We start from the raw sequence: 25,576 nt of genomic DNA on the forward strand, positions 1-25,576 counted from the left end.
CCTTTCAGTCCTCCTGCAATGCCTAGCGACTACCTCGAACGCATTCTCACGGCCCGGGTCTACGATGTGGCGCAGGAAACCCCCCTGGAACTGGCCCCCAGCCTGTCGGCGCGGCTGCACAACCGGCTGCTGCTGAAGCGGGAGGACATGCAGTCGGTGTTTTCGTTCAAGCTGCGGGGGGCCTACAACAAAATGGCCCACCTGTCGCCCGAGCAGCTGGCGGCGGGGGTAATCGCCTCCTCGGCGGGCAACCACGCCCAGGGGGTGGCCCTGGGGGCCAGGCAGCTGGGTACCCGCGCCATTATTGTCATGCCCACCACCACGCCAGTGATGAAGGTGAACGCGGTGAAGGCCCGGGGCGGCGAGGTAGTGCTCTACGGCGAAACCTACGACGACGCCTACGCCCACGCCCGCCAGCTGGCTGAGGAGAAAGGCCTCACCTTTGTCCACCCCTTCGACGACCCGGACGTGATCGCAGGCCAGGGCACTATCGGCATGGAGATTTTGCGCCAGCATCCCCAACCCATTCACGCAATTTTTGTGGCGATCGGCGGTGGCGGCCTGATCTCAGGCATTGCCGCCTACGTTAAGCGGCTGCGACCCGAAATCAAAATCATTGGCGTGGAGCCGATCGAGGCCGATGCGATGGCGCGATCGCTCAAAGCCGGAGAGCGGGTGCGCCTGTCCCAGGTGGGCCTGTTTGCCGACGGCGTCGCCGTGCGCCAGGTGGGAGAAGAAACCTTTCGCCTCTGCCAGCAGTACGTGGACGACATTATTCTGGTCAGCACCGACGACATCTGCGCTGCCATCAAGGATGTGTTTGAGGACACCCGATCGATTTTGGAACCCGCCGGGGCGCTGGCGATCGCCGGCGCAAAAGCCTACGTGGAGCGCACCGGCATCGCCGACCAAACCCTGGTGGCCGTGGCCTGCGGGGCGAATATGAACTTCGATCGCCTTCGCTTCGTGGCCGAGCGGGCCGAGATCGGTGAACACCGTGAGGCGATCTTCGCCGTCACCATCCCGGAGACACCGGGCAGCCTCAAGGCCTTCTGCGAATGCCTGGGCACCCGCAACCTGACCGAGTTCAACTACCGGATCGCCGACAACCACGAGGCCCATATTTTCGTGGGGCTGGAAGTGCAGGACCGGGCCGACGCCGAGAATATGGCTCAGGTGTTTGAATCGAAGGGGTTAAGAACGCTGGATCTGACCGACGACGAGCTGTCGAAAATGCACCTGCGCCACATGGTGGGCGGTAAGTCGCCCCTGGCCCACGACGAACTGCTCTACCGCTTCGAGTTCCCCGAGCGCCCCGGCGCACTGATGAAGTTCGTCAGCGCCATGAGCCCCGACTGGAACATCAGCCTGTTCCACTACCGCAACAACGGCTCTGACTATGGCCGTATCGTCACCGGCATTCAGGTGCCGCCGGACGAAATGGCTCAGTGGCAGGCGTTTTTGGACAATCTCGGCTACCAGTACTGGGACGAAAACCAAAACCCCGCCTACAAGCTGTTCTTGGGTTAGGGGCTGTCATTAACTCACCGTTATAGCCATCGCCAGAACAGTTAGGACATGACCGATAGCCTTGAAGCGATGGCTATACGCCGTTGCGCTACCCCAGTTCGCAGCCCTGACAGGGGTCAATGTCCTAAGCGCAATGGCCATCGCTATAAAGGCCCAGGGACCAACGGTTACAGCCTCTGGCCTGTTGTTTGAGTCGGGCATGGCAGCGCCGCTGGCAAACGCTCTTTAGCCAAAATTGAAGCCAGAATTGATGACACGCCCTAACCGCCGATCTGCGACATGGTGCGCCCGTAGGCTCCGGTGGTGCCCGACTGGCGCATTTTGTAGTTGATGTCGGGTTTGGCAGCCAGCAGGTCCGCCACCTGGCGTTTTAGCTCACGGGTGGGGACGCCCTGGCGCAGGCCAGTTTTGAGGTCGATCTGGCCGGTTTCGTTCAGCAGGCAGGGGCGCAGCCAGCCGTCCGCCGACAGGCGCATGCGGTTGCAGCGATCGCAGAAGCACTCCGACATCTGGCTAATGAACCCCACCGTACCTTTCGCGCCCGGAATTTGGAACACATCCGCCGGGCCATTGCCCCGCACCGCGCCCTCGCTCAGGCCCCAGCGCTGCCGAATGCGATCGCGCAGAATCTCGGAGTCCACCCAGCCCGTTTCCGCAAACAAGCTGTCGTTGCCGATGGGCATAAACTCAATGAACCGCACGTGCCACTGGCGATCCAGGGTGAGCGCCGCCAGATCCAGCACCTCGTGGTCGTTGACGCCGGGAATCACCACCACGTTGAGCTTCAGCGGCGAAAACCCGACCCGATGGGCCGCCTGAATGCCCGCCCAAACCTGGGGCCAGCGCGACCTGCCCCGCCCGCCGACGATGCGATCGAAAATCACCGGGTCGAGGGAATCGAGGCTGATATTGATCCGCCGCAGTCCGGCATCCCACAGATCCTGGGCCATGCCCGCCAGCAGAAAGGCGTTGGTGGTCAGGGCCAGATCCCGAGTACCGGGAAGTTCGGCAATGTCGCGCACGATATCTACAATTCCGGGCCGCACCAGCGGTTCGCCCCCGGTGAGCCGAAAGTTGGCAAAGCCCAGGGGCATAAATACCTCCTGCAACAGCTGCCCCAGTTCCGTGCGGGTCAGCCATTCCCCCTGGGGCAGGTACTGCAAGTCGGCCCCCTCGGGCATGCAGTACTGGCACTGAAAATTGCAGCGATCGACCAGGCTAATGCGGAGATAGTCAATGGCAGGCATGGGGGGGTCACAGGCGAATGGCGGTCAGTAAGGTTAAACTCTAATCTATCGTTTCGGCTCCAGTCTGCCTGTGCGCTTTCCTCGCTGGATGGTTGTCAAATCATTTGCCGTTGGGGTGATAGCAGGTCTCTTGATCGGCATTCTGAGCACAGTTGGCCTGGGTCGCAGCCTGGCGCACCCCAATCCGGTCTACCTCTCAGGTACCCTTGGGATAGTTACAGAAAGCTACCCCGACCCCGAACTCTATGGCAAGCCCTACCTGACTCAGCCCGTCGTCCTCCGCGGCCCGGTCTACGTGAGCGGCAGCTCGACGGTTGACCTCAATGAGCTCTATCCCTTGCGGGGCAAGCCGGTGGCCATTCGGGGTGAAATTGAGGGCCGAACCCTCGAAACAGGCGAATATATTCTCCAAATCGAGGCCCAGGAAGCGCAGTTGCTCTCCTCTTTGCCGCCCCTGGACAGCTAGTCTGATGGCTAATCCGAGGGCTAACCCACAGACGGGGGCCATGCCGTAGGGTGCTTGGCGGAACCGGATTGTTCCAGCGACGAGTTGCCGACGGATTGCCCTAAAACCTCACCTAAAGGGTAGGTCCACCGTCACCAATCTCTGAGCTATGGTTGAGGCAGATTGCACTGTCATTCAACCCAAAGCTATGGTTACTGCCCTATCCTCCCCCAGCACGATCGCCGACTGGCTTGGTGCCGAGGCCGAAACCCTGCTCGACTACGAGGCCAAGGTCTCGAAGTCGATGCTGCACCTGCCAGGGCCAGACTGGGTAGATAGAATTTTCGCCCACAGCGATCGCAACCCCCAAGTGCTGCGCAGCCTGCAACAGCTCTACGGCAGTGGTCGCCTGGCCAACACCGGCTATCTCTCCATTCTGCCGGTGGACCAGGGCATTGAGCACTCCGCCGGGGCCTCCTTTGCGCCCAACCCCATGTACTTTGACCCCCAGAATATCGTCGAGCTGGCGATCGTGGGGGGCTGCAACGCCGTCGCCACCACCCTGGGCGTGCTGGGCAGCGTGTCGCGCCGCTACGCCCACAAAATTCCCTTTATCGTCAAGCTCAACCACAACGAACTGCTGACATCCCCCAACCGCTTTGACCAGATTATGTTTGCCGATGTCGAGCAAGCCTGGAACCTGGGTGCAGTGGCTGTGGGGGCCACCATCTACTTTGGCTCTGAGGAGTCCACCCGGCAAATTCAAGAAGTCAGCGCCGCCTTTCAGCGCGCCCACGAGCTGGGCATGGCCACCATTCTCTGGTGTTACTTACGCAGCAGCGACTTCAAGCAAGACCAGGACTACCACACCGCCGCCGACCTCACTGGCCAGGCCAACCACCTCGGCGTCACCATCGAGGCCGACATCATCAAGCAGAAGCTGCCCAACAACAACAACGGCTATGGGGCAGTAGCCAAGGCCCAGGGCACCAGCTACGGCAAAACCCACAAGCTGGTCTACAGCGACCTCACCACCGACCACCCCATCGACCTCACCCGCTACCAGGTGCTCAACTGCTACGCCGGCCGCATGGGGCTAATCAACTCCGGCGGCGGCTCCGGCGACAATGACTTTGCCGAGGCCGTACGCACCGCCGTGATCAACAAGCGGGCCGGGGGCATGGGGCTGATCTCGGGCCGCAAAACCTTCCAGCGCGACTTCAAGGAGGGGGTGAAACTGTTTCACCTGATTCAAGACGTGTACCTGTCCGACGCGGTCACCATTGCCTGAGGCGGGTTGGGCTGGCTGGCCCGTACGGCGCGAAACATGCCAAAGCGACACAGCCCCACGCCAAAGGCCAACCGCATTAGCAACAGGGTGGGCACCTCGCGCACCGATTTGATGAAACCCGGCAGCCCAAACTTGACCAGTCCGGCTGGGCGCACAAGCCCCTGCCAGATCGAGTCGATCCAGGAGGGCAGGGTTTCCTTCGTCCAGTCGGCGGTGGTCACCTGCCCGGCCACCAGCCCGGTAGCCTCCAACTCCTCGGCAAAGCCCTCGATGCTGGCGAAGGCGGGGTGCGACCACTGGTCCAGCAGCTGGCGCATCACCGGCTTTTCCCAGGCGTTGAGGGGAACCTGACGGTCGTCTCGCTGGTTCCAGTCGGCCACCACCAGCACCCCGCCCGGCTTCAGCACCCGCAGCAGTTCGCGGGCAAACACGGCTTTGTCGGGCATGTGGGGGCCAGCCTCCACCGACCACACCACATCAAAGCTGGCGTCGGGGAAGGACAGCGCCATGGCGTCGTCCACCTGAAACCGGGCCGTTACCCCCTCGGGGGTGAGCTGCTGCGCCCGCCGCACCTGGTTGGGGCTGATGGTGACTCCGGTGACCTCAAAGCCGTAGTCGCGGGCCAAGATCCGGCTGCTGCCGCCAATGCCGCAGCCCACATCCAGCACTGTAGTACCCACAGGCAGACGGTCCAGGCCGCCCCAGCGCACCATTTCGTGCACAAAGTCGGCTTTAGCCGTCAAAAAATCTTTGCGGCGGGGCGGCGAACCGTAGTGGCCCAGGTGAATGTGCTCGCCCCAGTAAAACTCCAGGATGCCGTCCTCAGTCCACTGATCATAGGAGGTAGCTACCGAGTCGGCGGACTCGTAGCGGCGCGGAGTAAACAGGTAGAGGGCGGCCCCCCCGGCTAAGAGCGCCAGGATCAGGCCAAGACCGGTGGCTGTATTCATCAGATCGGGCTGCTGCGTTAAGGTTTGTATCGCAATTGTCTATCTATTCTGGCAATATCGCGCCCCTGGAGCAATGGCCTACTCCTTGAGCCGGGGGCGCAGCTGGGCGCTGACCCGCAGCACCTCGGCCACCGACCAGGCCTGGGCAAAGGCACCGCGCGGCTCCATCGGCACATCGCCGTCAAAAATTTCGCTGAGGGTGCCCAGGCAGCCGCCATACAGGTGGTGAATCAGCGGGTCCAAAAAGCTGTGGGCCAGGTCGGCATCCTGGTAGACCCGCCAGTGGGCCTGCACAAAGGGACCAATCAGCCAGCTCCACACGGTGCCCTGGTGGTAGGCGCCGTCGCGCTGGATCAGATCGCCGCCGTAGGTACCGACGTAGCTGGGGTGGTCGGGGTCAAGCGATCGCAGCCCGTGGGAGGTGAGCAGCCGCTGGGCGACCACCTCCACCACCGCCCGCTGCTGGTCGGGGGTCAGGCAGGGGGCGCCCAGGGACGGATCGGGAAGGGAGACCGCAAAGATTTGGTTGGGGCGCAGGGCCGGGTCGGAGCCGTCCGGGCCGTCGAGGATGTCGTAGCAGTAGCCCAGCTCGGGGCTCCAGAAGCGCTGAAAGCCCTGGAGGGTTCGGGCCGCCATCACCTGGTAGTCCGCCGCTGACTGGCCCAGCAGGCGGGCAAAGGCGGCCATCACCAGCAGGGCGTTGTACCACAGGGCATTGACCTCCACCGGCTTACCAGTCCGGGGGGTTACCACCCAATCACCCGCTTTGGCATCCATCCAGGTGAGCTGTACGCCGAGTTCGCCCGCCGCCAGCAAACCGTCGGCGGGGTCGAGCTGAATGCCGTGGCGGGTGCCTTTGCTGTGCCAGTCGATCACCTCTTGCAGCCGGGGAAAGAGGGCCTCAATCAGGGCGGTATCGGCGGTGGCGCTGTGATAGGCGCGGAGGGCTTCAAAGTACCACAGGGTGGCGTCTACGGTGTTGTAGTGGGGGGCCTGGCCATCCTCGGGGAAGGCATTGGGCAGCATGCCCCGGTCAAGGAAGCGGGCAAAGGTCTGCAAGATCAGCCGGGCCAGGGTGGGACGGCCGGTGGTGAGGGTAAGCCCCGGCAGGGCAATCATGGTGTCGCGGCCCCAGTCGCCAAACCAGGGATAGCCTGCGATCACGCTTTTTCCCGACTGAGGGGAGGGGGCGTTGGGGTCTGGGACCTGGGGGTGGGCCGGGCTGCCTGCGGTCTCTGCACTGGGGGACGCCAGCGGATCGCCAAAATCAGTCGGGTCGGTGTCTGCTCCCAGGCCAGCGATCGCCCGGTTGACCACAAACTGGTCGGCGGCCAGCACCAGTTGGTCGACCCAGGCGGGGGGCTGGGCGTCGGGCTGGGCGGCATTGCCCTGGCTGATCAGGTGCTGCTCGTAGGCAAGGCGGCGCAGCAGGGCGCTCTGGCCGGAGCAATCGGCGTCGGCGTCGGTGGTGGCGACCAGGGTAAAGGACTGGCCCTGGCCCAGGGTGGGGGTAAAGGTGGCGACGTGCAGGTGGTCGTCGTAGGGGTCAATGCCCCGGTAGGCCTCCACCGCCAGGGCATAGCCGTTGTGCCAGGTGTGGGCGGGGCTGGCGGGGGCGGTTTCGCTCAGCAGGTAAAAGGGCTGGGCGTCGGCTTTGGCCTGAATGCGGAGGCCGTGGGGGCAGTCTGCGATCGCCATTTGCCAGCCCTCGCCCCGGCTGCTGTGGTGGTGGAGGCGATGGTTGACCAGCACCTGGAGGTCGAGCTGCACCGGAGCGGTGGCCCGGCTGACGCTGTAGCGGATGTAGGTGGTGTTGGCCCCCGGCTCCATCCAGATGCGCTTTTCGAGGCGCGCGTCGGCGATCGCGTACACCCAGATTGGAATCGTGCCCTCCAGCCGAAACGACTCCAGGTGCAGATAGCCGAGGGGGGTCAGGGTGCCATCGGCCCAGCGATCGCAGTAGAGGGGGTAGGGCTGGCCCAGGTAGGTGGCGGTTTCGTTGACCTTGGTGACCAGCAGCGTGCGCTCGACCGGGGGCTTCAGCGCCGCCACCAGCAGCCCGTGGTAGTGGCGGCTGAGTACCCCCGCCACTGTGCCACAACCGTAGCTGCCCAGCCCGTTGGTGATTAGCCATTCCTGCTGAGTGGCAAATGTCCTACTGCCAGACAGATGACGGCCAAAGGAAATAGTCATACATATAAACCTGTGGAAGAGCGCAGCCAGAGCTGCCCAATAGAATCGGTTCGGTAGCGGCTTCGGCCAGCTCGTTCTATACCTGCGGGGTTTAGCCTTGACTGGCCCTGCGGGCTGCTGTACTAACCAACGCCTTAGCTAGCATGATCATAATCTTGATGGGGGTTTCGGGGGTGGGCAAAACCACCGTCGGTAAGCGACTGGCCCAGCGGCTGGAGATACCCTTCCACGAAGGCGACGATTTTCACCCGTCCGACAATATAGCCAAAATGGAGCGGGGCGAACCGCTGAATGAGCGCGATCGCAGCCCCTGGATAGCATCTTTACAGGAATGTATCGATACGCTGTTGGCCAATGGAGAAGAAGCCGTGATTGCCTGCTCGGCCCTCAAGGCCGATTACCGCCAGCAGCTCGGTGGCGATCGCGATCGGGTGGAGTTTGTGCTGCTCAAGGGCTCCTACGACCTGATTCAGGAGCGATTGAACGACCGCGAGGGGCACTTCATGGCCGACTCTCTGTTGGACAGCCAAATGGAAGCCCTCGAAGCCCCCGCCGACAGCCTGGTGGTTGAGGTCGATCAATCCCCAGAGGCGATTGTTGAATCCATTGTCGAGCAGCTGGACCTGGCCCAGCGCTAGGGGCTGTTATGGCTGTAGCCAGTCTGATTAGGACAATTCCCCCAGGACCGTTCAAACGTTTGAACGGTCCTAGACCGACCACTCCCTAAAACTGCCCCTGCCAGGACATCGCCTGCTCCGCCCGGTTGTCCCCCAGCGATCGCACGGCGGTCAGCTCCAGCTGGGCATAGGTACCGCGGGCTAGAGGGCCGCGATCGATGGGCAGCTGCCCCAGGGCCAGCTCAAAGCGATTCCCCACCAGGCTGACCAGCTCCGCTGGCACCACATCGTCGTAAACAGTGACGTAGCGGGGGCGGCGGTTGTCCCTGGGGTCGTCGCGGGTGGTTCTCACCGTGAGGCGAAACTGAGTCGTCAAATAGTCTGACTCGTTGGCCAGGTCCAGCACAGCGGCGGTGAGACTGGCACCGCTACCCTGCACCGTCCCCAGCGCCAGGCGGGTGACATCGCTGGCTCGCACCGCGTTGGTCACGGTGATCACCATCTGGTCGCCCTCGCGGCGGGTGGTGTAGTCAGCCCATAGACTCTCAGAAAAGGTGGCTGCCAGTGACCCGTCAGGCTGTATTTCGGTGCGCACATTGCCCCCGGCAAAAATGCCCAGCCGCCGGGGGGCCTGCCAGTCGAGGCTGACGGTGCCCTCCACCCGCCCGGTGTACTCCTGGTAGGTGTCGTCGACGCGGGAGCCAGGGGCCAGCAGGGCGTTGGCTCCGCTGCGCTCGGCCCACAGGTTGCGCGAGAGCTGCACCGGCTGGCTGGCCAGGGTGGTCAGCCCCACCGATGCCGCGGGGGTTTCGGGCTGTAGAGGCTCCAGCTGATTAACGATCCAGAGCTGACCGTCGGCACCGGGGGTGCCATCGCGGCCAAAGGCTCCATTGCTGCCGCTGCGGCCGTCGCGGCAGGTGTAGCGGGTGTTTTGGCAGCTGTGGTCGGCCTGGCCGGGGGTGCCCGTGCAGGTTTGAACGGTCCAGTCGCGTCTGTCGCAGCGACAGCCCAGGGTACCGCTGCCGCCCCGGCCGCCCCGACCAAAACGACCACCCCGGGCATCTACCGAGAGCTGTCGCAGGGCGGCGCGATCGCCAAAATACACCGTCAGGTTGCCGCCGTTACCGCCGTCACCGCCGCGGCCGCCGCTACCGCCATTGCCGCCATCGGGGGCGCGCAGGTGAAAGGCCACATTGCGGGGCTGGCCACCGCAGCGGGGCCGGGAGCCATTTTCCCCCGCCTCGCCGTCTTCGCCATCGCGGCCGGTGAGGGTAAAGCTGGCCGGGGTACCGTTGGCTACGGTTGTTTGGCTGGCCCCAGCGGTCCCATCGCGCCCGGCCCGTCCGCTGCGGCCACTGCTGCCCTGGCTGCCGTAGGTGCGGGCGTCCTGCGCCCAGGCCAGCATCGAGCAGCCGTTTAGCCCCGGCAGCGGCAGGGTGGTCACAAGGCCCAGGCAGAGGGGCGCAAGGGCAAGGGCGATCGCGCGGTTCATGGCGGGTATCCCGGTGTGCAAAGCTACTCCAGCGTAGCCACGCCCCCAATTGACTGGCGCGATCGATGTGCCAGATTTGCCCTTCAATCTCGCGCCGGTACCGAGGGGTTGGCCTCGGCTGCCCAGCGCGACTTACATCCCCATGATGCAGTAGCCCGAGTCGACGTAGAGAATTTGCCCGGTCATGCCGGTCGAGAGGTCGCTGCACAGAAACGCCGCCGTATTGCCGACTTCAGTTTGGGTGACGGTGCGACGCAGGGGGGCGATTTCTTCGACGTGGTGAATCATGTCGAGAATGCCGCCCACCGCCGAGGAGGCCAGGGTGCGGATGGGGCCAGCGGAAATGCCGTTGACCCGAATGTTGTGGGGGCCGAGTTCTGAGGCCAGGTAGCGCACGTTCATCTCCAGCGCCGATTTGGCAATGCCCATGACGTTGTAGTTGGGCACCACCCGCACGCCGCCCAGGTAGGTGAGGGTGACGATGCTGCCGCCGTCGGTCATCAGCGGTTTGGCCCCCCGCGCCAGGGTGATCAGCGAGTAGGCGCTGACATCGAGGGCCAGCTGAAAGCCTGCCTTGGAGGTGGCGCTAAAGTCGCCGGTCAGGTCGTCCCGGTTGGCAAAGGCCAGGCAGTGAATCAAAATATCCAGCTTGCCCCATTTCTCGCCAATGGTGCTAAACACCTGCTCGACCTGGGCTTCGTCCTGCACGTTGCAGGGCAGAAACAGACTGGGATTGAGGGGGTCAACCAGGTCCTTGACCTTGCCTTCCATTTTGCCTTTTTCGTCGGGCAGGTAGGTGATGCCCAGGTTGGCCCCGGCAGCGTGGAGCTGCTGGGCAATGCCCCAGGCGATCGAGCGGTTGTTGGCAATGCCCGTTACCAGGGCGTTTTTACCAGTCAGGTCTAGCATGGTGTCGTTAGGTTTGGGCGGCTATGCTTCACCCGTAGGATTCGCATTTAGGAGTTTACGGGAATGTGGGCCCGGTGAATAGGGGCCAGGAAATATAGCGATGGACATTGCGCTGAGGAGAACTGGGGCAGCGCAATGGCGTCTAGCCATCGCCCCACGCGGTTACAGAGTGTCCTAACGGTTCTGGCGATGGCTATAGCAAATAAGGCATCCACCCGCTGTGTCACTATGGGAGAGCAGACCTACGTATGCTGGCGATGGGTTAGCACAGGTTTACAGTCTGCTCTAGAGGCGTGATCCATGAAGACGTTCAAGATCGTAATTGAGAAACATCCAGACGGTTATGTGGCCTATCCGATTGGTATGGCTGGAGCCGTGGTAGGCCAAGGCGATACCTATGAAGAAGCGCTCGCCGATGTAAAATCTGCGATCGCTTGCTACGTTGATATTTTTGGCAAAGAGATGCTGGATGATTCCCCATCGGTTGAGGTCTTTATCGCTGAAGCTGCCGTTGCCGTGTGATGTCCAAGTTCCCGGTTGATGCCCCTAAAAAGCGAGTCATCAAAGCCTTTGAGGCATTGGGCTTTCGGGTCATTCGGGAACGAGAGCACATTGTTATGAGCCGTGAGAATGAGGATGGGACCCAAACACCCCTCGTTATGCCCAACCATTCAGCTATCAAAAGTGGAACGCTGAGAGCCATCTGCAATCAGATTGGAGTCTCAAGGGAAGAATTTTTGCAAGCCTACAACCAACGTTAAGTTACTGAACTATGGAAGTTATTCCCGCTATTGATTTGATCGACGGTCGCTGTGTGCGGCTGTACCAGGGCGACTACGCCCAGACCGAGGTGTTTAACGACAACCCGGTGGAGGTGGCGCAGCAGTGGGTAGACCAGGGGGCAACCCGGCTGCACCTGGTGGATCTCGATGGGGCCAAGTCGGGCAAGCCGGAAAACTGGCAGGCCATTGAGGCGATCGCCGCCGCTGTAGACATTCCCATCGAAGTGGGGGGTGGGCTGCGCGATCGCGCCCGAGTCACCGATTTATTCTCCATCGGCGTTCGCTACGCCATTTTGGGCACGGCGGCGATTGAGAACCCTGAGCTAGTCAGCGACTTGAGCGGCGAATTCCCCGGCCAGATCATCGTCGGGATCGATGCCCGGGACGGCAAAGTGGCGACGCGGGGCTGGCTAGAAACCTCTGAAGTGGAGGCGATCGCCCTGGCCCAGCAGATGGCGCAGCGCGGCGCAGCGGCGATTATCTACACCGATATTCAGCGCGACGGCACTCTCCAGGGGCCAAACATTCCGGCGATGCGATCGATGGCGGCAGCCGTGTCGATCCCCGTGATTGCCTCCGGCGGCGTCGGTGCCCTGCGCGATTTGCTCAGCCTGCTGGCGCTGGAACCCCAGGGAGTTGAGGGGGTAATTGTGGGTCGTGCCCTTTATACCGGGGATGTCAGCCTCAAAGAAGCGGTGCGGGCAGTGGGCAACGGGCGCTGGCAGGATGTGCCCCCGTCGCTGGGTGGCTCGGCCTTCGCCTAAACCAAGTCAGGCTCACCAATGGCCTTGAACCGCGATCCGCAAACCGTGCTCCCAGGGCCACAGCACCCGTCGTGATCAAATCGACTCAGGACTCGGTATGGACTCTGCTTTACTCGCCCCGCCCTTTGACTCCACGGCCCTGGCCGAGGCCAGCACCGCCACCCTAAAAGCCACCCTTCTCAAACAGGTGGAAGGGCGGGACAGCGAGCCAATGGCGAGAAAAGTTCGGTTTGCGACCGAAACCCTGCTGCCGCTGTTTAACGAGCTAGAGCAGCGCAACCCCACCCCAGATTTGAACCAGCAAATTCCGCTGCTGAAGGGCATCTGGTGGCCGCTCTGGTCAACGATTCCCTTTCAGGACATCATTCCGGGGCGGGTGCACGACGAGTCGTACCAAATTTTTGACGACAACGGCTTCTACGCCAACCTGGCCCGCTACAAACCAGGCCGCAAAACCCCAATCTTGAGCTGGCTCTCACGCTGGCTGCTCAGCTACGATTTCATGATCATGCAGAGCTACGGCGTTAAGACCCTGGCCGCAGCCGACCACCCATCGGCACCGGGGCAGGTGGGGCAAGACTATTGGGAGATTCAAAACCTCTGCATTCGGCAGGGGCTGCGTCTGGGTTCCCCTTCCTTTAATGCTGAAGCCGCGCAGGCTTGGTTTAATCTAACCGTAGCCCAGTATCAAAAAGACCCTGAATTTCAGTCGCAAACGGCAATACCAACTCCGGGCAAAAATCGGGTTCGAGCCAAGCAGTACCAAAAGATTGCTGAGGCTAGGCCACGCCTCGATCACCTTTACATAGACCAGGATTTTCGCCTGGTCAAAACCCAGCGAGAGAAGTCCCAGCGGCCGTCATACACCGTCGCCGTCCGGGTACCTTAGCAGGTTGCCAAGTTAAGAGTTGTAGGGCTCACGGGTTTAGTCCCTATGACTAAACTTTGCTCAGCAGTTCGTTGCCCTTGGCCTTGGTGGCGCGATCGGCTGCGGGAGGCACCCGATTGATCCCCGGCAGTAAATTGTCCACCATGGCGTGGCTCTCTTCCAGCAGGTAGTTCAAAAATGCCTGGGAGACCACCGAGAGCTGCTTGCCGGCCAGGTGGGCCACGTACCACTGGCGATCGATAGGGAAGTGATCGACATCGAGGATGGCAAACTCGCCCGTGGTGCCCTCGGAGATAATGGTGTGCAGCGACAGCACCGAAATCCCCAGGCCGCCTGCGATCGCCTGCTTGATCGCCTCGTTGCTGCCCAGCTCCAGCCGCACCTTGACGTCAATCTCGTGCTCGGAGAACAGCTTTTGTACCGCCTGGCGGGTACCCGAGCCCGGCTCCCGCATGATGAACTGTTCCCCGTTGAGCACGCTGATGGGCGATCGCGGCTTGCCCACCAGCGGGTGATCCTGGGGACCAAGCACCACTAGCGGATTTTCCAGAAAGGGGTAAATCTTGAGATCGGGCTGCTCGGGCGGGGTGCTGATGATGTAGAGGTCATCGTCGTTGTTGGCCATGCGCTCCTGAATCTGCTGGTGGTTGGTCACCTTCAGCGAAATGTCGATGCCGGGAAAGCGCTGGCAAAACGGCCCCAGCAGCCGGGGCACAAAATATTTGGCCGTGGTGATCACCGCCAGGCGCAGCTGACCCTGCTTCAGCCCCTTCAGGTCGGATACCGCCATTTCAAACTGGTCAAGGCCGTCAAAAATTTCCTGACAGGTTTCCAGCAGCTTTTGCCCCGCCTGGGTCAGGTAAAGGCGCTTGCCGATTTGCTCAAACAGGGGCAGCCCCACCGCTTTGGTCAACTGCTTCACCTGAATCGACACCGTGGGCTGGGTCAGGTAGAGCTCTTCGGCGGCGCGGGTGAAGCTGCCGTGGCGAGCAGTCGCCTCAAAAACCTTGAGCTGGTGCAGCGTGGCGTGAATCAACGAACAACCTCCCTGGCGAGCAACGGAGTATTACATAGACGCTATTCTATCAAATCTGCGCGACTTGTTAACTTTTTCTATGGATATGGTGACATGGGAGCGATGACACCGGGGCCAAAGCCTGGTGTCCATCGGCGAATCGTTCTCAATCCCTAGCATCTGGCCCCGCAACCTGCAGCCCTGTTGCTATCTCTATTGACGCCGCAGAGCCCTAGCCACCCGTCTTCAGGGTGTCAATTTTCCGCACAAACAGGTCGGAGAAAATCGTGATGACGCGGCGGGGTCGGGTTTTGATGTTGGCGCTCAGCGACATCCCCGACTGGAGCTGCACGGGCTGTCCATCGATCGCGATCATCTGATCGCCCAGGGTGATCTCGGCTGGAAATCGGTAGTTGGGGTTGATCTGGTCGGGAGGCAGGGCATCGGAGCCAATCCGGGTGAGCGTTCCCTTCACATCGCCAAACTCGCTGTAGGGGAACGAGTCAATGCGCACGTCCACATCCATGCCCTCGCGCACAAAACCAATGTCACGGTTGGTGATAAACACCCGCGCCACCAGGGCATCGGCCGGCACAATCTCCAGAATCGGTTCGGTGGAGTTGGCCACGTAGCCCGGTTGGTTGGCCCTGAGGTTAAACACCGTGCCGCTGACCGGAGCCCGTAGCTCCTGGTAGGTGAGGGTTTGCTGGAGCTGGGCGATCTGGCTGTCTAGCTCCTGCAGCTGCTTGTCGTTGTCGAGTACGGTTTTGGTCAGCTGGCTGTCGATGGTGGCGATCTGGTTGTCGTTAGCGGCAATGCGCTGCTGCAGCGCGTCCTGGGAGGCGATGGAGGTATTGCGAAACTGCTCCTGGGCCTGGGCGATCGCCAGTTCCAGCCGCTGCCCTTCCTCCACCAGGCGGTTGACCTCGGTCTGGCGGTTGTTCACCTCCTGCTCCTGCTGCAGGTACTGAATTTCGCCCAGCCCTCCAGCTTCGTACAGGGGCCGAATGCGATCGAGAATGTTTTGATTCACCCGCAGGGCATCGCGCGCGTTGGTCAGCTGGGCCTGGGTCTGAGTGAGCTGGCGGCGCAGCTGATCCACCTCTAGATTGGCAATGCTGAGGCGCGAGTTGAGTTCGGCGGTGGCCGCCCGCAGGCGATCGCGCTGGGCCGGGGGCAGGGTTTCCCCAGTGGCATCCCCCGCCAGCTGGGCGCGGTAGAGGGCATTTTCGGCCACCAGGGCAGCCCGGTTGCTGGTCAGCTGCACCAGCCCGGGGGCAATATCCACCGGGGCGCTGGCCTCCGTGTTGTTGGCCAGCTGCGCCCGGTAGAAGGCATTTTCCTCCTGCAGCTTGGTGCGAATGGTCTCAAGCGACGTGAGCTGAGCCTGGGTGGTTTCGGGGTTAAACCGCAGCAGGGGTTCCCCCGCCTCCACCGCCTGCCCCTCGCTGACCAGCACCTGCTCAACCACCCCCCCCACCGGAGCCTGCACCGGCTGCACCATCCCCTTCGGCTCCAGCTTACCCTGGGCCGGAATCGCCTCCTCAAACTTGGCCAGACAGGCCCAGGCCAGGGTAAAGGTCGTCACCCCTACCAGGCTCCAGACCACCGCCCGCGACCAGCGGGGCGACTGGCGCAGAATAACGGGCTTGTCAAACTGAACGCGCTGCCGCGAGGGCTGGTTGGCGAGCACGGCGTCGCCGTTGGGGTCGGAGGATTGGCTGGGGGGGAGGCTGTTGATGCGAACCATGGTTTTGGGGGTAGGGGGTAGGGGGTGGGAGGGTGAGGGGTGGGAGGGTGGGAGGGTGAGGGGTAGGAGGGTGGGAGGGTGAGGGGTAGGAGGGTGGGAGGGTGAGGGGTAGGAGGGTGAGGGGTAGGAGGGTGGGAGGGTGAGGGGTGGATGGATAAATGACTCGATCCTACTCATCCACCCGCCTACTCATCCACCCGCCTACCCATCCACCCGCCTACTCATCCACCCGCCTACTCATCCACCCGCCTACCCATCCACCCGCCTACTCATCCACCCGCCTACCCATCCACCCGCCTACTCATCCACCCGCCTACCCATCCACCCGCCTACTCATCCACCCGCCTACTCATCCACCTACCCATCCACCCGCCTACCCATCCACCTGCCTCCCCTAGACGCCGCTGAGCTGCTGCTGGTAGAGGGTAAAGTAGCGCCCCTGAAGCGCCATCAGTTCCTCGTGGGTGCCCAACTCCACCGCCGAGCCCTGGTCCATGACCAGAATCTGGTCGGCCTGTTGAATGGTGTTGAGCCGATGGGTGATGAAAAAGACGGTGCGGCCCTGGGCCCAGGCCTTGAGATTCATCGAGACCTGGTGCTCGGTGTCGTAGTCGAGGGCGCTGGTGGCCTCATCCAGAATCAGCAGGCGCGGGTTTTGCAGGATGGTGCGGGCGATCGCGATTCTCTGCCGCTGCCCGCCGGAGAGGGTGGAGCCGCGCTCGCCGACGCGGGTGTTGTAGCCCAGGGGCAGGTCCATAATAAAGTCGTGGCAGCAGGCGGTTTTGGCCGCCTCGATGATCACGCTCGACTCGGCGTCGGGGTTGGTGAGGGCAATATTCTCCTGAATGGTGCCCTCAAACAGCAGGCTGTCCTGGGGCACAATGCCGATCTGCCGCCGCAGCGAGTGCAGATCCACCTTGCTAATGTCGTAGTGGTCGATCAAAATGCGGCCCGACTCCAGCTCGTAGAGGCGGGGCAGCAGCTTCATCAGCGTACTCTTGCCCGAGCCGCTCTGGCCCACCACGCCAATGAAAATTCCCGCCGGAAACTCCAGGTTGACGTTGGCCAGCTGGAGCGGCCCCGAGGGGGCAAAGCGAAAGGCCACATTCTCGAAGGTGACCTGACCTGTGATTTCCGGCATGGGGATCTGGTTGGCCTCGTCGGCGTCGGTCTCCTGGGGATGGTCGATGATGTCCGACAGCCGCTCCAGGGACAGGGCCGTCTCCTGGAAGTTTTGCCACAGCTGGGCCAGGCGCAAAATCGGCGCGGTCACGTAGCCCGAAATGATCCGGAAGGCAATCAGCTGACCCAGGGTGAGCTGCCCGGCCAGCACCAGGTAGGCTCCCACCCACAGCACCAGCAGCGCCGAGAGCTTGTTGAGAAAGTTGCTGGCGGAATTGGCGGTGGTAGAGGTGAGCACCGTGTTAAACCCGGCGCTGACGTACTGGGCATAGCGCTCCTGCCACTTCCAGCGGGTGCGCAGCTCTATATTTTGCGCCTTCACCGTCTGAATCCCCGACAGCGACTCGACCAGGAGCGACTGGGTTGCGGCATTGCGCTCGGCTTTGACCCGCAGCTGCTTGCGCACAATCGGGGAGGCCAGCACCGTCACCAGCACAAACAGCGGAATGGTGGCCAGGGCCACCAGGGTCAGCAGCCAGCTGTAGATGAACATGACCACGATGTACAGCACGGAGAAGACCGCGTCGAGTACGACCGTCAGGGCGGTGCCGGTGAGGAAGGAGCGAATATTTTCCAGCTCGTTGATGCGGCTGGAGAGTTCGCCCACGGGGCGCTTGTCAAAGTAGCGCAGGGGCAGCCGAAACAGGTGGTCGATGATCTCGGAGCCCAGGGCCATGTCGATGCGGTTGGTGGTATCGACAAAAAGGTAGGTGCGCAGGCTGGTGAGCAGGGCCTCAAAAATGGCCACCACCACCAGAAAGACCCCCAGCACCTGCAGGGTATCGACGCTGTTTTGCACAATGACGCGATCGATGATGATCTGCACCATCAGCGGATTGGCCAGGCCAAACAGCTGCACAAAGAACGAGGCCACAAACACTTCAATCAGCACCCAGCGGTACTTTTTGATCGAGGGCCAAAACCAGTTGAGGCCAAACTTTTGCTGAGGGGTTTCGCGGGTGGGCTCCAACAACAGCACCTCTCCGCTGTCGCCCCAGGCCTCGGCAAAGCTCTCCGGGGTGCGGCGAATGACGCCCACCTCGGGGTCGCCCAAAATGTAGGCCTTTTCGCCGGTTTCATAGACGACGGCAAAGCTCTCCTGCCAGCGAATCAGGCAGGGGGTATTGAGCCGACCAAAGGCCCCCACGGGCACCCGCACCAGCTGGGTTTTGAGGCCCATCATTTCGCTCACCGAACCGCAGATTGGCAGCGAGAGCTGACCCATGCGCTCGTGCTGATTGGCCAAAATGCGGCGAACGACATCTTTGCGAAAGGGCATAGAGAACTGCTGGCTGAGCATGTCGAAGCAGGCCAGCGCCCCATCGACCTCGCCCCGGCCCCGGGCAAAGGGGTAGCTGCGGCCGGGGGATTTTTCCTTCGCGGAGGGATCTGAAGCCCGGGGGGCCAGATCGGCCTCGGTGGCGTAGGGGATGTTGTTGACGTCGAGCACCTCCACGGGGCGCGGCACCGCCTCAGATTGGGCGATCGCCGGTTCGGGCAGGGTTTCGGCCAGCACCGCCGGGGTCATGCCCAGCACCCGCGCCCCCTGGGGGCTGAGTACGTCCACGGGGCGATCGCGCACCAGGGTAGAGCCCACCGGAATATTCAGCACCGTGCCGCCGCTCAGTACCCAGGTCAGAGCGGGGTCCAGCCGCTCCAGGGTGTTGAGACCGCTGGGCAGGGTGACGATCGCCGATTCGTCACAGACGGTTTGGGCCTTGGCCTTGAGATCGCCGAAGTCCAGGGCGTGGGCTTTGGCGTGCTCCGCTACTAGGTCAAAGGCTTCGATTCGGTAGACGCGATCGCGCACCGCGCGGCCAAAGTCGGGGTACTCATCCAGCAGCCCCAGGAACATATAGGAGGGCAGGGTGAGGGCGAGCACTTCGGTTGAGGCGATCACCGTTTCACAGGACACTCCGCGAATCAGGCTGATCACCCCCAGCAGTTCGCCCCGGCCAAAGCGATCCAGGGTGACAGGCTGCTGGGTGCGCGGGTCATAGCCCAGCAGCCGGGCCTGCCCTTCGAGCAGCACAATCACCTGCTGGGTCAGCACCTCCCGTCGCAGCAGCGGCTGCCCCAACCGATACTTGAGGGGCTGGGCCGTCTGCAGCAGCTGTTGCAGAGCGGCGAGGGGCAATCGATCAAAGGGCTCTAAGGTCTCAAAGGTTTGCTGAATCGAAAGCGACGTTTGGGTCATGGCCAGGGGGTACAGACGCGCGGTAGGGACAGCCGGGCACAGCTACATGCCAAAGCGAGAACCTGGTATTCACCAGGTTGAATCAACAGGCTCTGTGAACGATAGGGAATGGCACTAAATCGATACACAACGTAATTTAACTAGCTCGGCATTGGGATTGGGCGACAGGTTGAAGACCTTCAACAGCCTGGCCCCATAGTAAGCCCTTGAATAACCTCGGCAGGATAACCTCGGGTTAACGTGCACTACTGCTACTAGCCCGCGATCGCTGAGTCGGCCCCTGAAGCAACCGACTGCGCTTAGACCAGCCTCCTGTGCCACTTTAGCCTCTGCCGCCTGCCATAGCTGTTCTATATAAAACGCTGATAGCGTCTACAGAAAAGATCGTCTTTGGATACCATTGGCTGCTATGCCTACGTTGAGTACTTCGTTCTCGCTGCCCCGCTGGCTGTCGGCTGGCACGCTGGCCCTGGCCATGGGCTTGGTCGCCGGGTGCGAGAACTACCCCGCCACGGGCAACACCGTTACCACCGGCACCTACGAAGCCACCGCCACCGTTACCCAGACCTGGCGGGCCGAGTACGCCCGCAGCTTCGATCGCCGCCAGACCATCCATATGGAGACCTTTGGCTCCAACTCCCTGGTCAACCGCAATGGCGTCCGCCCCGAGGGAGCCGCCACCGGCCCCGACGACAACGGGCTATACTGGCCGCCGCTGCCCCCTCGCCCCACCGCCGACGAGCTAGAGGCCCGCAAGCGCGAACCGATTGAGCAGCGCAGCGAGCTGGGCCTGCACAGGGAGGTCGAGTACGCCCTCACCTTCGACTACAACGGCCAGCGGCGCACCCTGCCCACCACTCGCACCGTCTACCGCGAGGCATCCCGGGCCTTTACCGACCAGCAGGCGCTGGAGGTCACCTTTGGCCCCGGCGAGCAGAGCATTGGAGCGGCTCGGGCGATCGCCAGCTTCGATCGGTAAAGGGGTGAATAGGTAAAGGGGTAGTCGCGATTTAAGCAGAGGCCTACATATCCACAGCACGGTAATCCCCAACTGGCGGGCGATCGCAGGGGAAAGGCCTCGCCAGAAGCATGGACGATTGGTATGAGACCGTGTCGGCGGCGGTGGGCTTTCCAGGTGTCGTCCGCCAAACCCGTTAGGGCGTGTCACCAATTGTGATCAAAAGCTCGGTATATCAAGCTTTGCCACGCCCAACCCAACGAAAGGCTAGGGGCTGTAACCCTTAATTTTTGGGCGTTTGGCAACTAATTGATGACAGCCCCTAGCACCTGTTCCACATCCCTGAAGCGATCGCTATTTGCCATTGAGTTGTCCCATTTATCGCTAACCCAGGGGCTGCCGTCCTCAGCTCAATGGCCTTGACTACCCCTGCATCGCCCTGGCTTTCCAAAGTTTTGCAACAAATAGCCAGAAACCATTGGCAATAGAAGAAATACAACTTAATGCGTCCTGGTCACTTAATCGCTATTGAGCAATACTTTTTGGCTTAGCCCTGGGCAAACCAGTTGCAAGTCGCTATTGCTTGCGGGGTATTTCAGCGATCAGTGGAGCTTTGAGCAATAGCAGTACTGTATAGGAGATGACCAAACCACACCTGTTAGGGTCATCACTACAAGGAGATGAATTATGGCTCAAGCAACGGTTCAGCCCATTTCTGCCCTGATGACAGCTTCCAGGGAAGCCCATTGCACCGCCTGCCTCACCCGAAACTGCCCCATGGCTGGGACAGTTAACTATCCAGTACAAGTCTGCAATCACTACCGGCAGGCCAATTGCTATCTCTGCAGCAAAGCAGACTGCACCCTCCATGGAGCGTCCGACTCCCCCGTGATGGCCTGTGCTCAGTTTGTGCCTTTAGCCCTGGTGTAATCCTGAATCGGCCTTGGCCAACCCCCGTTGGACTGGGCAAATATAGTGATGGCCTCTACACAAGCCTCCTGTTTCCCATCGGGGTTAGGCGATCGGACTTGGTGTGAGGCAGAGCAGTCCACAGCCGAGTCTGCAATCGGCCACCTTTCGTAAAGAAACTGGTAACGATACCCGAAAGCCTGCCCTGGAGCAGGCTTTCGGCGTTTTGGGGTGTTGGCTGCTAGGGGGTAACTCTTAAGTTTGAATTAAAAAGGCTGCCCCCCACCCGCTTTCAGGGTATCAAAGCAATAGCTTCTAATAGCTTTTATTCTCATTACTGTCTCACCGCGACATTAGCCCTGCCCGGGTTGATGATTAGCGCCCACCCCGCCGCCGGGCGTCCTCGGTCACGGCCTGGCTCGGTTTCGCATGCTTTGCGCACAGCGACCAATTCTCCAAAACTAGCTCCAGACAAACCTGGCAGGAGCAGGACGCCACCACCCGCCACAATCGCACAACTCCAGGAAAAGATCTCTAAATAGTGATTTAACGATAAACTGTTTGCTGGTAAACGATGAGAGAAATTCTTGATAGTTCTTGTCTGTTCCCGTCTTTGAGGTCATCCCATGGAACTGAACTCTACCAACGCCGCTTCCCACGCTTCCCTGGATAGTCAGGGTTTAGGGATCACCTTTGTCGGAGGGACAGTTGACATCGACGATGTCCCCGCGCCTGAGCTTAGGGAAGTCACGCCAACCGGTTCGGGGGACGTGCTATTGCCGCTGGCCATGATGACCCTCGGCGATCGCGTCTGGATCGTCGAGATCAAAGGCGGCCACGCCATGGTGCGCCGCCTCACCGATTTGGGCCTCACCCAGGGCTGTGAAATCACCATTGTCAGTCGTACCGAAAGCGGGTCGGTGATTGTGGGTTTCCAGGGCTGCCGCATTGGCATCGGTGCGGGCATCGCCCACCGCGTCATGGTCACCACCGCCCTACCCGATCGCGCACCCACCCGATCCAACCCCATCCACCATTACTCCCCTGGAGACATGGCCATGACCGCCACCCTGTACCTTGGCACCCTCACCGTCGGCCAATCAGGCCGCATTCTCGGCTACGAAACCAGCCACCGCGCCTACCGCGAAAAACTGCTGTCCATGGGCCTCACCCCCGGCACCCACTTCACCATCACCCGCCAGGCCCCCCTCGGCGACCCCATCGAAATCGAAGTACGCGGCTACAAACTCAGCCTGCGGAAGGGGGAAGCGGCGGCGTTGAAGGTGGAAGTGGTAGGGGGGTAGGGGGTTGGGGGGGTGGATGGGTAGATGGGTGGATGGGTAGATGGGTGGGGGTCAGGACACCGCGCCAATTCCACCATTGAATATCCAGACCCCGATACCCATACCTGGCCTCAAAAAACCAACACCTGATATTTGGCCCTCACTACCCAGCCCCAAAGCCCGTCCACCCTCCCACTCACCCACTCACCCACCCTCCCACCCATCCACCCATCCACCCTCCCATCCACCCATCCACCCTCCCACTCACCCACTCACCCACTCACCCACCCACCCATCCACCCATCCAACCATCCACCCTCCCACCCATCCAACCATCCACCCATCCACCCATCCACCCCCTACCCCCCTACCCCCATGCCCTCCCCAACCATCGCCCTCATCGGCAACCCCAACTGTGGCAAGACCACGCTATTCAACGCCCTCACCGGGGCCAACCAGCGGGTTGGCAACTGGCCGGGGGTCACCGTCGATCGCAAGGAAGGCCGCTATCGCTACGGCGAAACCACTGTGACGGTGGTGGATTTGCCGGGTATCTATGCCATTGACTCAGAGGACGAGGGCAGTGTGGACCAGGCGATCGCCCGTGACTACCTGCTCTCGGATGCGGCCCAGGTGGTGGTCAACATTGTCGATGCGGCCAATCTGGAGCGCAATCTGTACCTCACCACCCAGCTGCTGGAGATGGATATGCCGCTGGTGGTGGCGCTCAACATGATGGATGCCGCTGGCGATCAGGGCGTTCGCATTCACCCAGAGCGGCTGGCGGAACGGCTGGGCTGTCCGGTGGTGCCCATGGTGGCGGCGCGGGGCCAGGGGGTAGAAGACCTGCGGCACGCGCTGGCGACGGTGTTGAACGCGCCCCATCGCCCATCTGGTCAGGTGATTTACCCAGCGGTGATTGAAGAGGCCCTGGTGGTGCTGACGCCCAAAATTGCGGGCGATCGCCTGCCGCTGCCCCGCGATCGCTGGCGGGCCTTGAAACTCCTGGAGTATGAGGACAGCGCTAGCCCCGATCTGGCGAGCGACCTGGTGCGCCAGGTGGCGGAACAACGCCATCGCATTCATCAGGTGCTGGGGGAAGACATCGACATCGCCGTGGCCGACAGCCGCTACGGCTATGCCCACCGCCTGGTCAGCGAGGTGGCCACCCGCCCCCGCCAGGTCAGCCTCACCCGTTCCGACAAAATTGACCAGGTCGTGCTGAACCGCTGGCTGGGCATCCCTATCTTTCTGGGGGTAATGTATCTGCTGTTTATGTTTGCCATCAATGTGGGCAGCGCCTTCATCGACTTTTTCGACATTCTGTTTGGCACCATTTTTGTCGATGGCCTGGGCCACCTGCTCACCGCGATCGGAGTGCCGGATTTAGTTACGGTGGTGCTGGCCAACGGTATGGGCGGCGGCATTCAAACCGTGGCCACTTTCATTCCGGTGATCGGCTGCCTGTTCCTGTTTATGGCCTTTTTGGAAGACAGCGGTTACATGGCCCGCGCCGCCTTTGTGATGGATCGCTTTATGCGGTTTGTGGGCCTGCCGGGCAAGTCCTTTGTGCCCATGCTGGTGGGCTTTGGCTGCAACGTGCCCGCCATCATGGCCACCCGCACCCTGGAAAGTCGGCGCGATCGCATCCTCACCATTTTGATGAACCCGTTCATGTCCTGCGGGGCGCGGCTGCCGGTGTATGCCCTGTTCGCCGCCGCCTTCTTCCCCAGGGCGGGGCAGAACGTGGTGTTTACCCTCTACCTGGTGGGTATGGGGATGGCGATCGTCACCGGGCTGATTATGAAGCACACCCTGCTGAAAGGGGAAGCCGCCCCCTTTGTGATGGAGCTGCCCACCTACCACCTGCCCACGATCAAGGGGGTGCTCCTGCGCACCTGGGAACGGCTCAAGGCCTTTATGCTGCGGGCCGGTCGGGTGATTGTGGCGATGGTGATGGTGCTGAGTTTGCTCAACTCCATCGGCACCGATGGCTCCATTGGCAACGAAGACAGCGAAAACTCCATCCTCAGCGCCCTGAGCCAGCGGGTCACCCCCGCCTTTGCCCCCATGGGGCTAACCCAAGACAACTGGCCCGCCACCGTGGGTATCTTCACCGGCGTCTTTGCCAAGGAGGCGGTGGTTGGCACCCTCGATGCCCTCTACAGCCAGCTGGCCCGCGATCAAGCCTCCGCCGCCGGGGTAGACCTGGGCGAGGAGGAGTTCGACTTCTTCGGCCAAATTGGCGAGGCCTTTGCCACCATCCCGGCCAACCTGGCCGCCCTCTCGGGCACCCTGCTCGACCCCCTCGGCCTCTCCATTGGCGATGTCAGCAACCTGGAGGACGCTGCCGAGGAACAGGCGATCGCCTACACCACCTTTGGCCAGATGGCCCTACGCTTCGACGGTCGGGTGGGAGCCTTCGCCTACTTGCTGTTTGTGCTGATGTACTTCCCCTGCGTCGCCGCCATGGGGGCCGTCTACCGCGAAACCAACGCCGGTTGGACCGCCTTCGTCGGCCTCTGGACCACCGGCCTCGCCTACTGGAGCGCCGTCCTGTTCTACCAGGTGATGACATTCTCCCGCCATCCCGCCAGCTCCGCCGCCTGGGTGGGGGGATTAATCGCGGTGGCGATCGCCGCGATCCTCCTGATGCGCTACTCCCGCCCCGCCAGGCGCAGGCGATCGCTGCTGTTGGAGGGGTAGATGGGTGGATGGGTGGATGGGTGGATGGGTGGATGGATGGATGGGTTGGCGGGTTGGCGGGTGAGGTTTTTCTATTTCATTGATTTTGGCCCCGTCCACTCTCCCACCCTCCCACCCTCCCACTCATCCACCCTCCCACTCATCCACCCTCCCACTCTCCCACTCATCCACCCTCCCACTCATCCACCCTCCCACTCATCCACTCCCCAATGCTCTCCAAAATCCAGGCCTACATCGCGGCCCACGGCACCGTCTCTATGGCCGATCTATCGCTGCACTTCCACACCGACAGCCCGGCGCTGCGACCCATGCTGGCAAAACTCAGCCGCAAAGGGCGCATTCGCCCCTTACCCCAACCGGAGAAGTGTGCAGACTGCACCTGCTGCGATCTCAGTCAGCTGGACTGTTATGAATGGATCGCTCAACCCAACCAATCCCCTTCCCCCGTAGCCAAATAGGCGACCAGC

21 protein-coding genes are annotated in these 25,576 nt (G+C 61.9%); 13 read left to right on the forward strand and 8 right to left on the reverse strand.

What is annotated here, in order from left to right; all coding sequences use genetic code 11:
• The first annotated feature begins 18 nt into the window (after positions 1 to 18).
• Positions 19 to 1,530: a threonine ammonia-lyase, biosynthetic gene (gene ilvA, locus NF78_RS02530; protein ID WP_035984704.1), complete on the forward strand. Its 1,512-nt coding sequence runs from the start codon at positions 19 to 21 to the stop codon at positions 1,528 to 1,530.
• Positions 1,531 to 1,790: 260 nt separating this feature from the next.
• Here the strand turns inward: ilvA and moaA are convergent, their stop codons facing one another.
• Positions 1,791 to 2,777, reverse strand: a complete 987-nt coding sequence (gene moaA / locus NF78_RS02535; protein ID WP_035984705.1) for a GTP 3',8-cyclase MoaA — start codon at positions 2,775 to 2,777, stop codon at positions 1,791 to 1,793.
• An 88-nt stretch (positions 2,778 to 2,865) separates the two neighbouring features.
• Here moaA and NF78_RS02540 point away from each other — a divergent pair, with 88 nt between their 5' ends.
• A complete protein-coding gene (locus tag NF78_RS02540) occupies positions 2,866 to 3,243 on the forward strand; it encodes a hypothetical protein (protein WP_156119614.1) in 378 nt (125 codons plus the stop codon).
• Positions 3,244 to 3,430: 187 nt separating this feature from the next.
• The gene (locus NF78_RS02545; protein WP_035988510.1) at positions 3,431 to 4,513 is read left to right on the forward strand and encodes a class I fructose-bisphosphate aldolase; all 1,083 of its coding nucleotides are present in this window, start codon (positions 3,431 to 3,433) and stop codon (positions 4,511 to 4,513) included.
• On the opposite strand, the gene NF78_RS02550 is transcribed toward NF78_RS02545, so the two are convergent.
• Both NF78_RS02550 and NF78_RS02555 read right to left on the reverse strand, forming a co-directional pair.
• Positions 4,474 to 5,463, reverse strand: a complete 990-nt coding sequence (locus NF78_RS02550) for a methyltransferase domain-containing protein (protein ID WP_035984711.1) — start codon at positions 5,461 to 5,463, stop codon at positions 4,474 to 4,476. The two genes, NF78_RS02545 and NF78_RS02550, sit on opposite strands and share 40 nt — an antisense overlap.
• Before the next feature lie 78 nt (positions 5,464 to 5,541).
• Entirely contained in the window at positions 5,542 to 7,656 is a 2,115-nt protein-coding gene (locus NF78_RS02555) for an amylo-alpha-1,6-glucosidase (protein ID WP_035984712.1), read from the reverse strand.
• 143 nt (positions 7,657 to 7,799) lie between these two features.
• On the opposite strand from NF78_RS02555, the gene NF78_RS02560 reads away from it, so the two are divergent.
• Positions 7,800 to 8,294, forward strand: a complete 495-nt coding sequence (locus NF78_RS02560; RefSeq protein ID WP_035984714.1) for a gluconokinase — start codon at positions 7,800 to 7,802, stop codon at positions 8,292 to 8,294.
• An 85-nt stretch (positions 8,295 to 8,379) separates the two neighbouring features.
• On the opposite strand, the gene NF78_RS02565 is transcribed toward NF78_RS02560, so the two are convergent.
• Together NF78_RS02565 and fabI are read right to left on the reverse strand one after the other, a co-directional pair.
• On the reverse strand, positions 8,380 to 9,765 hold the full coding sequence (locus NF78_RS02565; protein WP_052049665.1) for a hypothetical protein: 1,386 nt from the start codon (positions 9,763 to 9,765) through the stop codon (positions 8,380 to 8,382).
• 132 nt (positions 9,766 to 9,897) lie between these two features.
• The gene (gene fabI, locus NF78_RS02570) at positions 9,898 to 10,674 is read right to left on the reverse strand and encodes an enoyl-ACP reductase FabI (protein WP_035984716.1); all 777 of its coding nucleotides are present in this window, start codon (positions 10,672 to 10,674) and stop codon (positions 9,898 to 9,900) included.
• A 300-nt stretch (positions 10,675 to 10,974) separates the two neighbouring features.
• On the opposite strand from fabI, the gene NF78_RS02575 reads away from it, so the two are divergent.
• The 4 genes from NF78_RS02575 (at position 10,975) to NF78_RS02590 (ending at position 13,109) form a co-directional block, all read left to right on the forward strand.
• Entirely contained in the window at positions 10,975 to 11,196 is a 222-nt protein-coding gene (locus NF78_RS02575; protein ID WP_035984719.1) for a type II toxin-antitoxin system HicB family antitoxin, read from the forward strand.
• The gene (locus NF78_RS33345) at positions 11,196 to 11,435 is read left to right on the forward strand and encodes a type II toxin-antitoxin system HicA family toxin (protein WP_035984720.1); all 240 of its coding nucleotides are present in this window, start codon (positions 11,196 to 11,198) and stop codon (positions 11,433 to 11,435) included. The genes NF78_RS02575 and NF78_RS33345 overlap by 1 nt, the downstream gene beginning before the upstream one ends.
• 11 nt (positions 11,436 to 11,446) lie before the next feature.
• Complete coding sequence (hisA, locus tag NF78_RS02585) at positions 11,447 to 12,220, forward strand: 1-(5-phosphoribosyl)-5-[(5-phosphoribosylamino)methylideneamino]imidazole-4-carboxamide isomerase (protein WP_035984721.1); 774 nt, start codon at positions 11,447 to 11,449, stop codon at positions 12,218 to 12,220.
• 97 nt (positions 12,221 to 12,317) lie between these two features.
• Complete coding sequence (locus NF78_RS02590) at positions 12,318 to 13,109, forward strand: hypothetical protein (protein ID WP_035984723.1); 792 nt, start codon at positions 12,318 to 12,320, stop codon at positions 13,107 to 13,109.
• A gap of 49 nt (positions 13,110 to 13,158) precedes the next feature.
• On the opposite strand, the gene NF78_RS02595 is transcribed toward NF78_RS02590, so the two are convergent.
• Positions 13,159 to 14,145, reverse strand: a complete 987-nt coding sequence (locus tag NF78_RS02595; protein WP_035984726.1) for a LysR family transcriptional regulator — start codon at positions 14,143 to 14,145, stop codon at positions 13,159 to 13,161.
• A gap of 211 nt (positions 14,146 to 14,356) precedes the next feature.
• Positions 14,357 to 15,874 (reverse strand): HlyD family type I secretion periplasmic adaptor subunit, encoded by a 1,518-nt coding sequence (locus tag NF78_RS02600; protein ID WP_035984729.1) that lies wholly within the window; start codon positions 15,872 to 15,874, stop codon positions 14,357 to 14,359.
• A gap of 158 nt (positions 15,875 to 16,032) precedes the next feature.
• Here NF78_RS02600 and NF78_RS30735 point away from each other — a divergent pair, with 158 nt between their 5' ends.
• Positions 16,033 to 16,272: a hypothetical protein gene (locus NF78_RS30735; RefSeq protein ID WP_156119615.1), complete on the forward strand. Its 240-nt coding sequence runs from the start codon at positions 16,033 to 16,035 to the stop codon at positions 16,270 to 16,272.
• Here the strand turns inward: NF78_RS30735 and NF78_RS02605 are convergent.
• A complete protein-coding gene (locus NF78_RS02605) occupies positions 16,269 to 19,253 on the reverse strand; it encodes a type I secretion system permease/ATPase (RefSeq protein WP_035984732.1) in 2,985 nt (994 codons plus the stop codon). The genes NF78_RS30735 and NF78_RS02605 overlap by 4 nt on opposite strands.
• 409 nt (positions 19,254 to 19,662) lie before the next feature.
• Here NF78_RS02605 and NF78_RS02610 point away from each other — a divergent pair, with 409 nt between their 5' ends.
• The 4 genes from NF78_RS02610 (at position 19,663) to NF78_RS02625 (ending at position 25,567) form a co-directional block, all read left to right on the forward strand.
• Positions 19,663 to 20,232 carry a hypothetical protein gene (locus NF78_RS02610; RefSeq protein ID WP_072015947.1) on the forward strand — a complete coding sequence of 190 codons (570 nt, stop codon included), beginning with the start codon at positions 19,663 to 19,665 and terminating at the stop codon, positions 20,230 to 20,232.
• A gap of 1,514 nt (positions 20,233 to 21,746) precedes the next feature.
• A complete protein-coding gene (locus tag NF78_RS02615) occupies positions 21,747 to 22,424 on the forward strand; it encodes a FeoA family protein (RefSeq protein WP_035984733.1) in 678 nt (225 codons plus the stop codon).
• A gap of 354 nt (positions 22,425 to 22,778) precedes the next feature.
• On the forward strand, positions 22,779 to 25,109 hold the full coding sequence (gene feoB, locus NF78_RS02620) for a Fe(2+) transporter permease subunit FeoB (protein ID WP_035984735.1): 2,331 nt from the start codon (positions 22,779 to 22,781) through the stop codon (positions 25,107 to 25,109).
• Positions 25,110 to 25,318: 209 nt separating this feature from the next.
• The gene (locus tag NF78_RS02625; protein ID WP_035984736.1) at positions 25,319 to 25,567 is read left to right on the forward strand and encodes a FeoC-like transcriptional regulator; all 249 of its coding nucleotides are present in this window, start codon (positions 25,319 to 25,321) and stop codon (positions 25,565 to 25,567) included.
• The last annotated feature ends 9 nt before the right edge of the window (positions 25,568 to 25,576 follow it).

Source organism: Leptolyngbya sp. KIOST-1 (genome assembly GCF_000763385.1).
Taxonomy (GTDB): domain Bacteria; phylum Cyanobacteriota; class Cyanobacteriia; order Phormidesmidales; family Phormidesmidaceae; genus Nodosilinea.

Excerpts from the sequence above, each read along its gene's own strand:
- ilvA (WP_035984704.1), top strand. The coding sequence starts at position 19 with ATGCCTAGCGACTACCTCGAACGCATTCTCACGGCCCGGGTCTACGAT.
- moaA (WP_035984705.1), bottom strand. The coding sequence starts at position 2,777 with ATGCCTGCCATTGACTATCTCCGCATTAGCCTGGTCGATCGCTGCAAT.
- NF78_RS02540 (WP_156119614.1), top strand. The coding sequence starts at position 2,866 with ATGGTTGTCAAATCATTTGCCGTTGGGGTGATAGCAGGTCTCTTGATC.
- NF78_RS02545 (WP_035988510.1), top strand. The coding sequence starts at position 3,431 with ATGGTTACTGCCCTATCCTCCCCCAGCACGATCGCCGACTGGCTTGGT.
- NF78_RS02550 (WP_035984711.1), bottom strand. The coding sequence starts at position 5,463 with ATGAATACAGCCACCGGTCTTGGCCTGATCCTGGCGCTCTTAGCCGGG.
- NF78_RS02555 (WP_035984712.1), bottom strand. The coding sequence starts at position 7,656 with ATGACTATTTCCTTTGGCCGTCATCTGTCTGGCAGTAGGACATTTGCC.
- NF78_RS02560 (WP_035984714.1), top strand. The coding sequence starts at position 7,800 with ATGATCATAATCTTGATGGGGGTTTCGGGGGTGGGCAAAACCACCGTC.
- NF78_RS02565 (WP_052049665.1), bottom strand. The coding sequence starts at position 9,765 with ATGAACCGCGCGATCGCCCTTGCCCTTGCGCCCCTCTGCCTGGGCCTT.
- fabI (WP_035984716.1), bottom strand. The coding sequence starts at position 10,674 with ATGCTAGACCTGACTGGTAAAAACGCCCTGGTAACGGGCATTGCCAAC.
- NF78_RS02575 (WP_035984719.1), top strand. The coding sequence starts at position 10,975 with ATGAAGACGTTCAAGATCGTAATTGAGAAACATCCAGACGGTTATGTG.
- NF78_RS33345 (WP_035984720.1), top strand. The coding sequence starts at position 11,196 with ATGTCCAAGTTCCCGGTTGATGCCCCTAAAAAGCGAGTCATCAAAGCC.
- hisA (WP_035984721.1), top strand. The coding sequence starts at position 11,447 with ATGGAAGTTATTCCCGCTATTGATTTGATCGACGGTCGCTGTGTGCGG.
- NF78_RS02590 (WP_035984723.1), top strand. The coding sequence starts at position 12,318 with ATGGACTCTGCTTTACTCGCCCCGCCCTTTGACTCCACGGCCCTGGCC.
- NF78_RS02600 (WP_035984729.1), bottom strand. The coding sequence starts at position 15,874 with ATGGTTCGCATCAACAGCCTCCCCCCCAGCCAATCCTCCGACCCCAAC.
- NF78_RS30735 (WP_156119615.1), top strand. The coding sequence starts at position 16,033 with ATGACTCGATCCTACTCATCCACCCGCCTACTCATCCACCCGCCTACC.
- NF78_RS02605 (WP_035984732.1), bottom strand. The coding sequence starts at position 19,253 with ATGACCCAAACGTCGCTTTCGATTCAGCAAACCTTTGAGACCTTAGAG.
- NF78_RS02610 (WP_072015947.1), top strand. The coding sequence starts at position 19,663 with ATGCCTACGTTGAGTACTTCGTTCTCGCTGCCCCGCTGGCTGTCGGCT.
- NF78_RS02615 (WP_035984733.1), top strand. The coding sequence starts at position 21,747 with ATGGAACTGAACTCTACCAACGCCGCTTCCCACGCTTCCCTGGATAGT.
- feoB (WP_035984735.1), top strand. The coding sequence starts at position 22,779 with ATGCCCTCCCCAACCATCGCCCTCATCGGCAACCCCAACTGTGGCAAG.
- NF78_RS02625 (WP_035984736.1), top strand. The coding sequence starts at position 25,319 with ATGCTCTCCAAAATCCAGGCCTACATCGCGGCCCACGGCACCGTCTCT.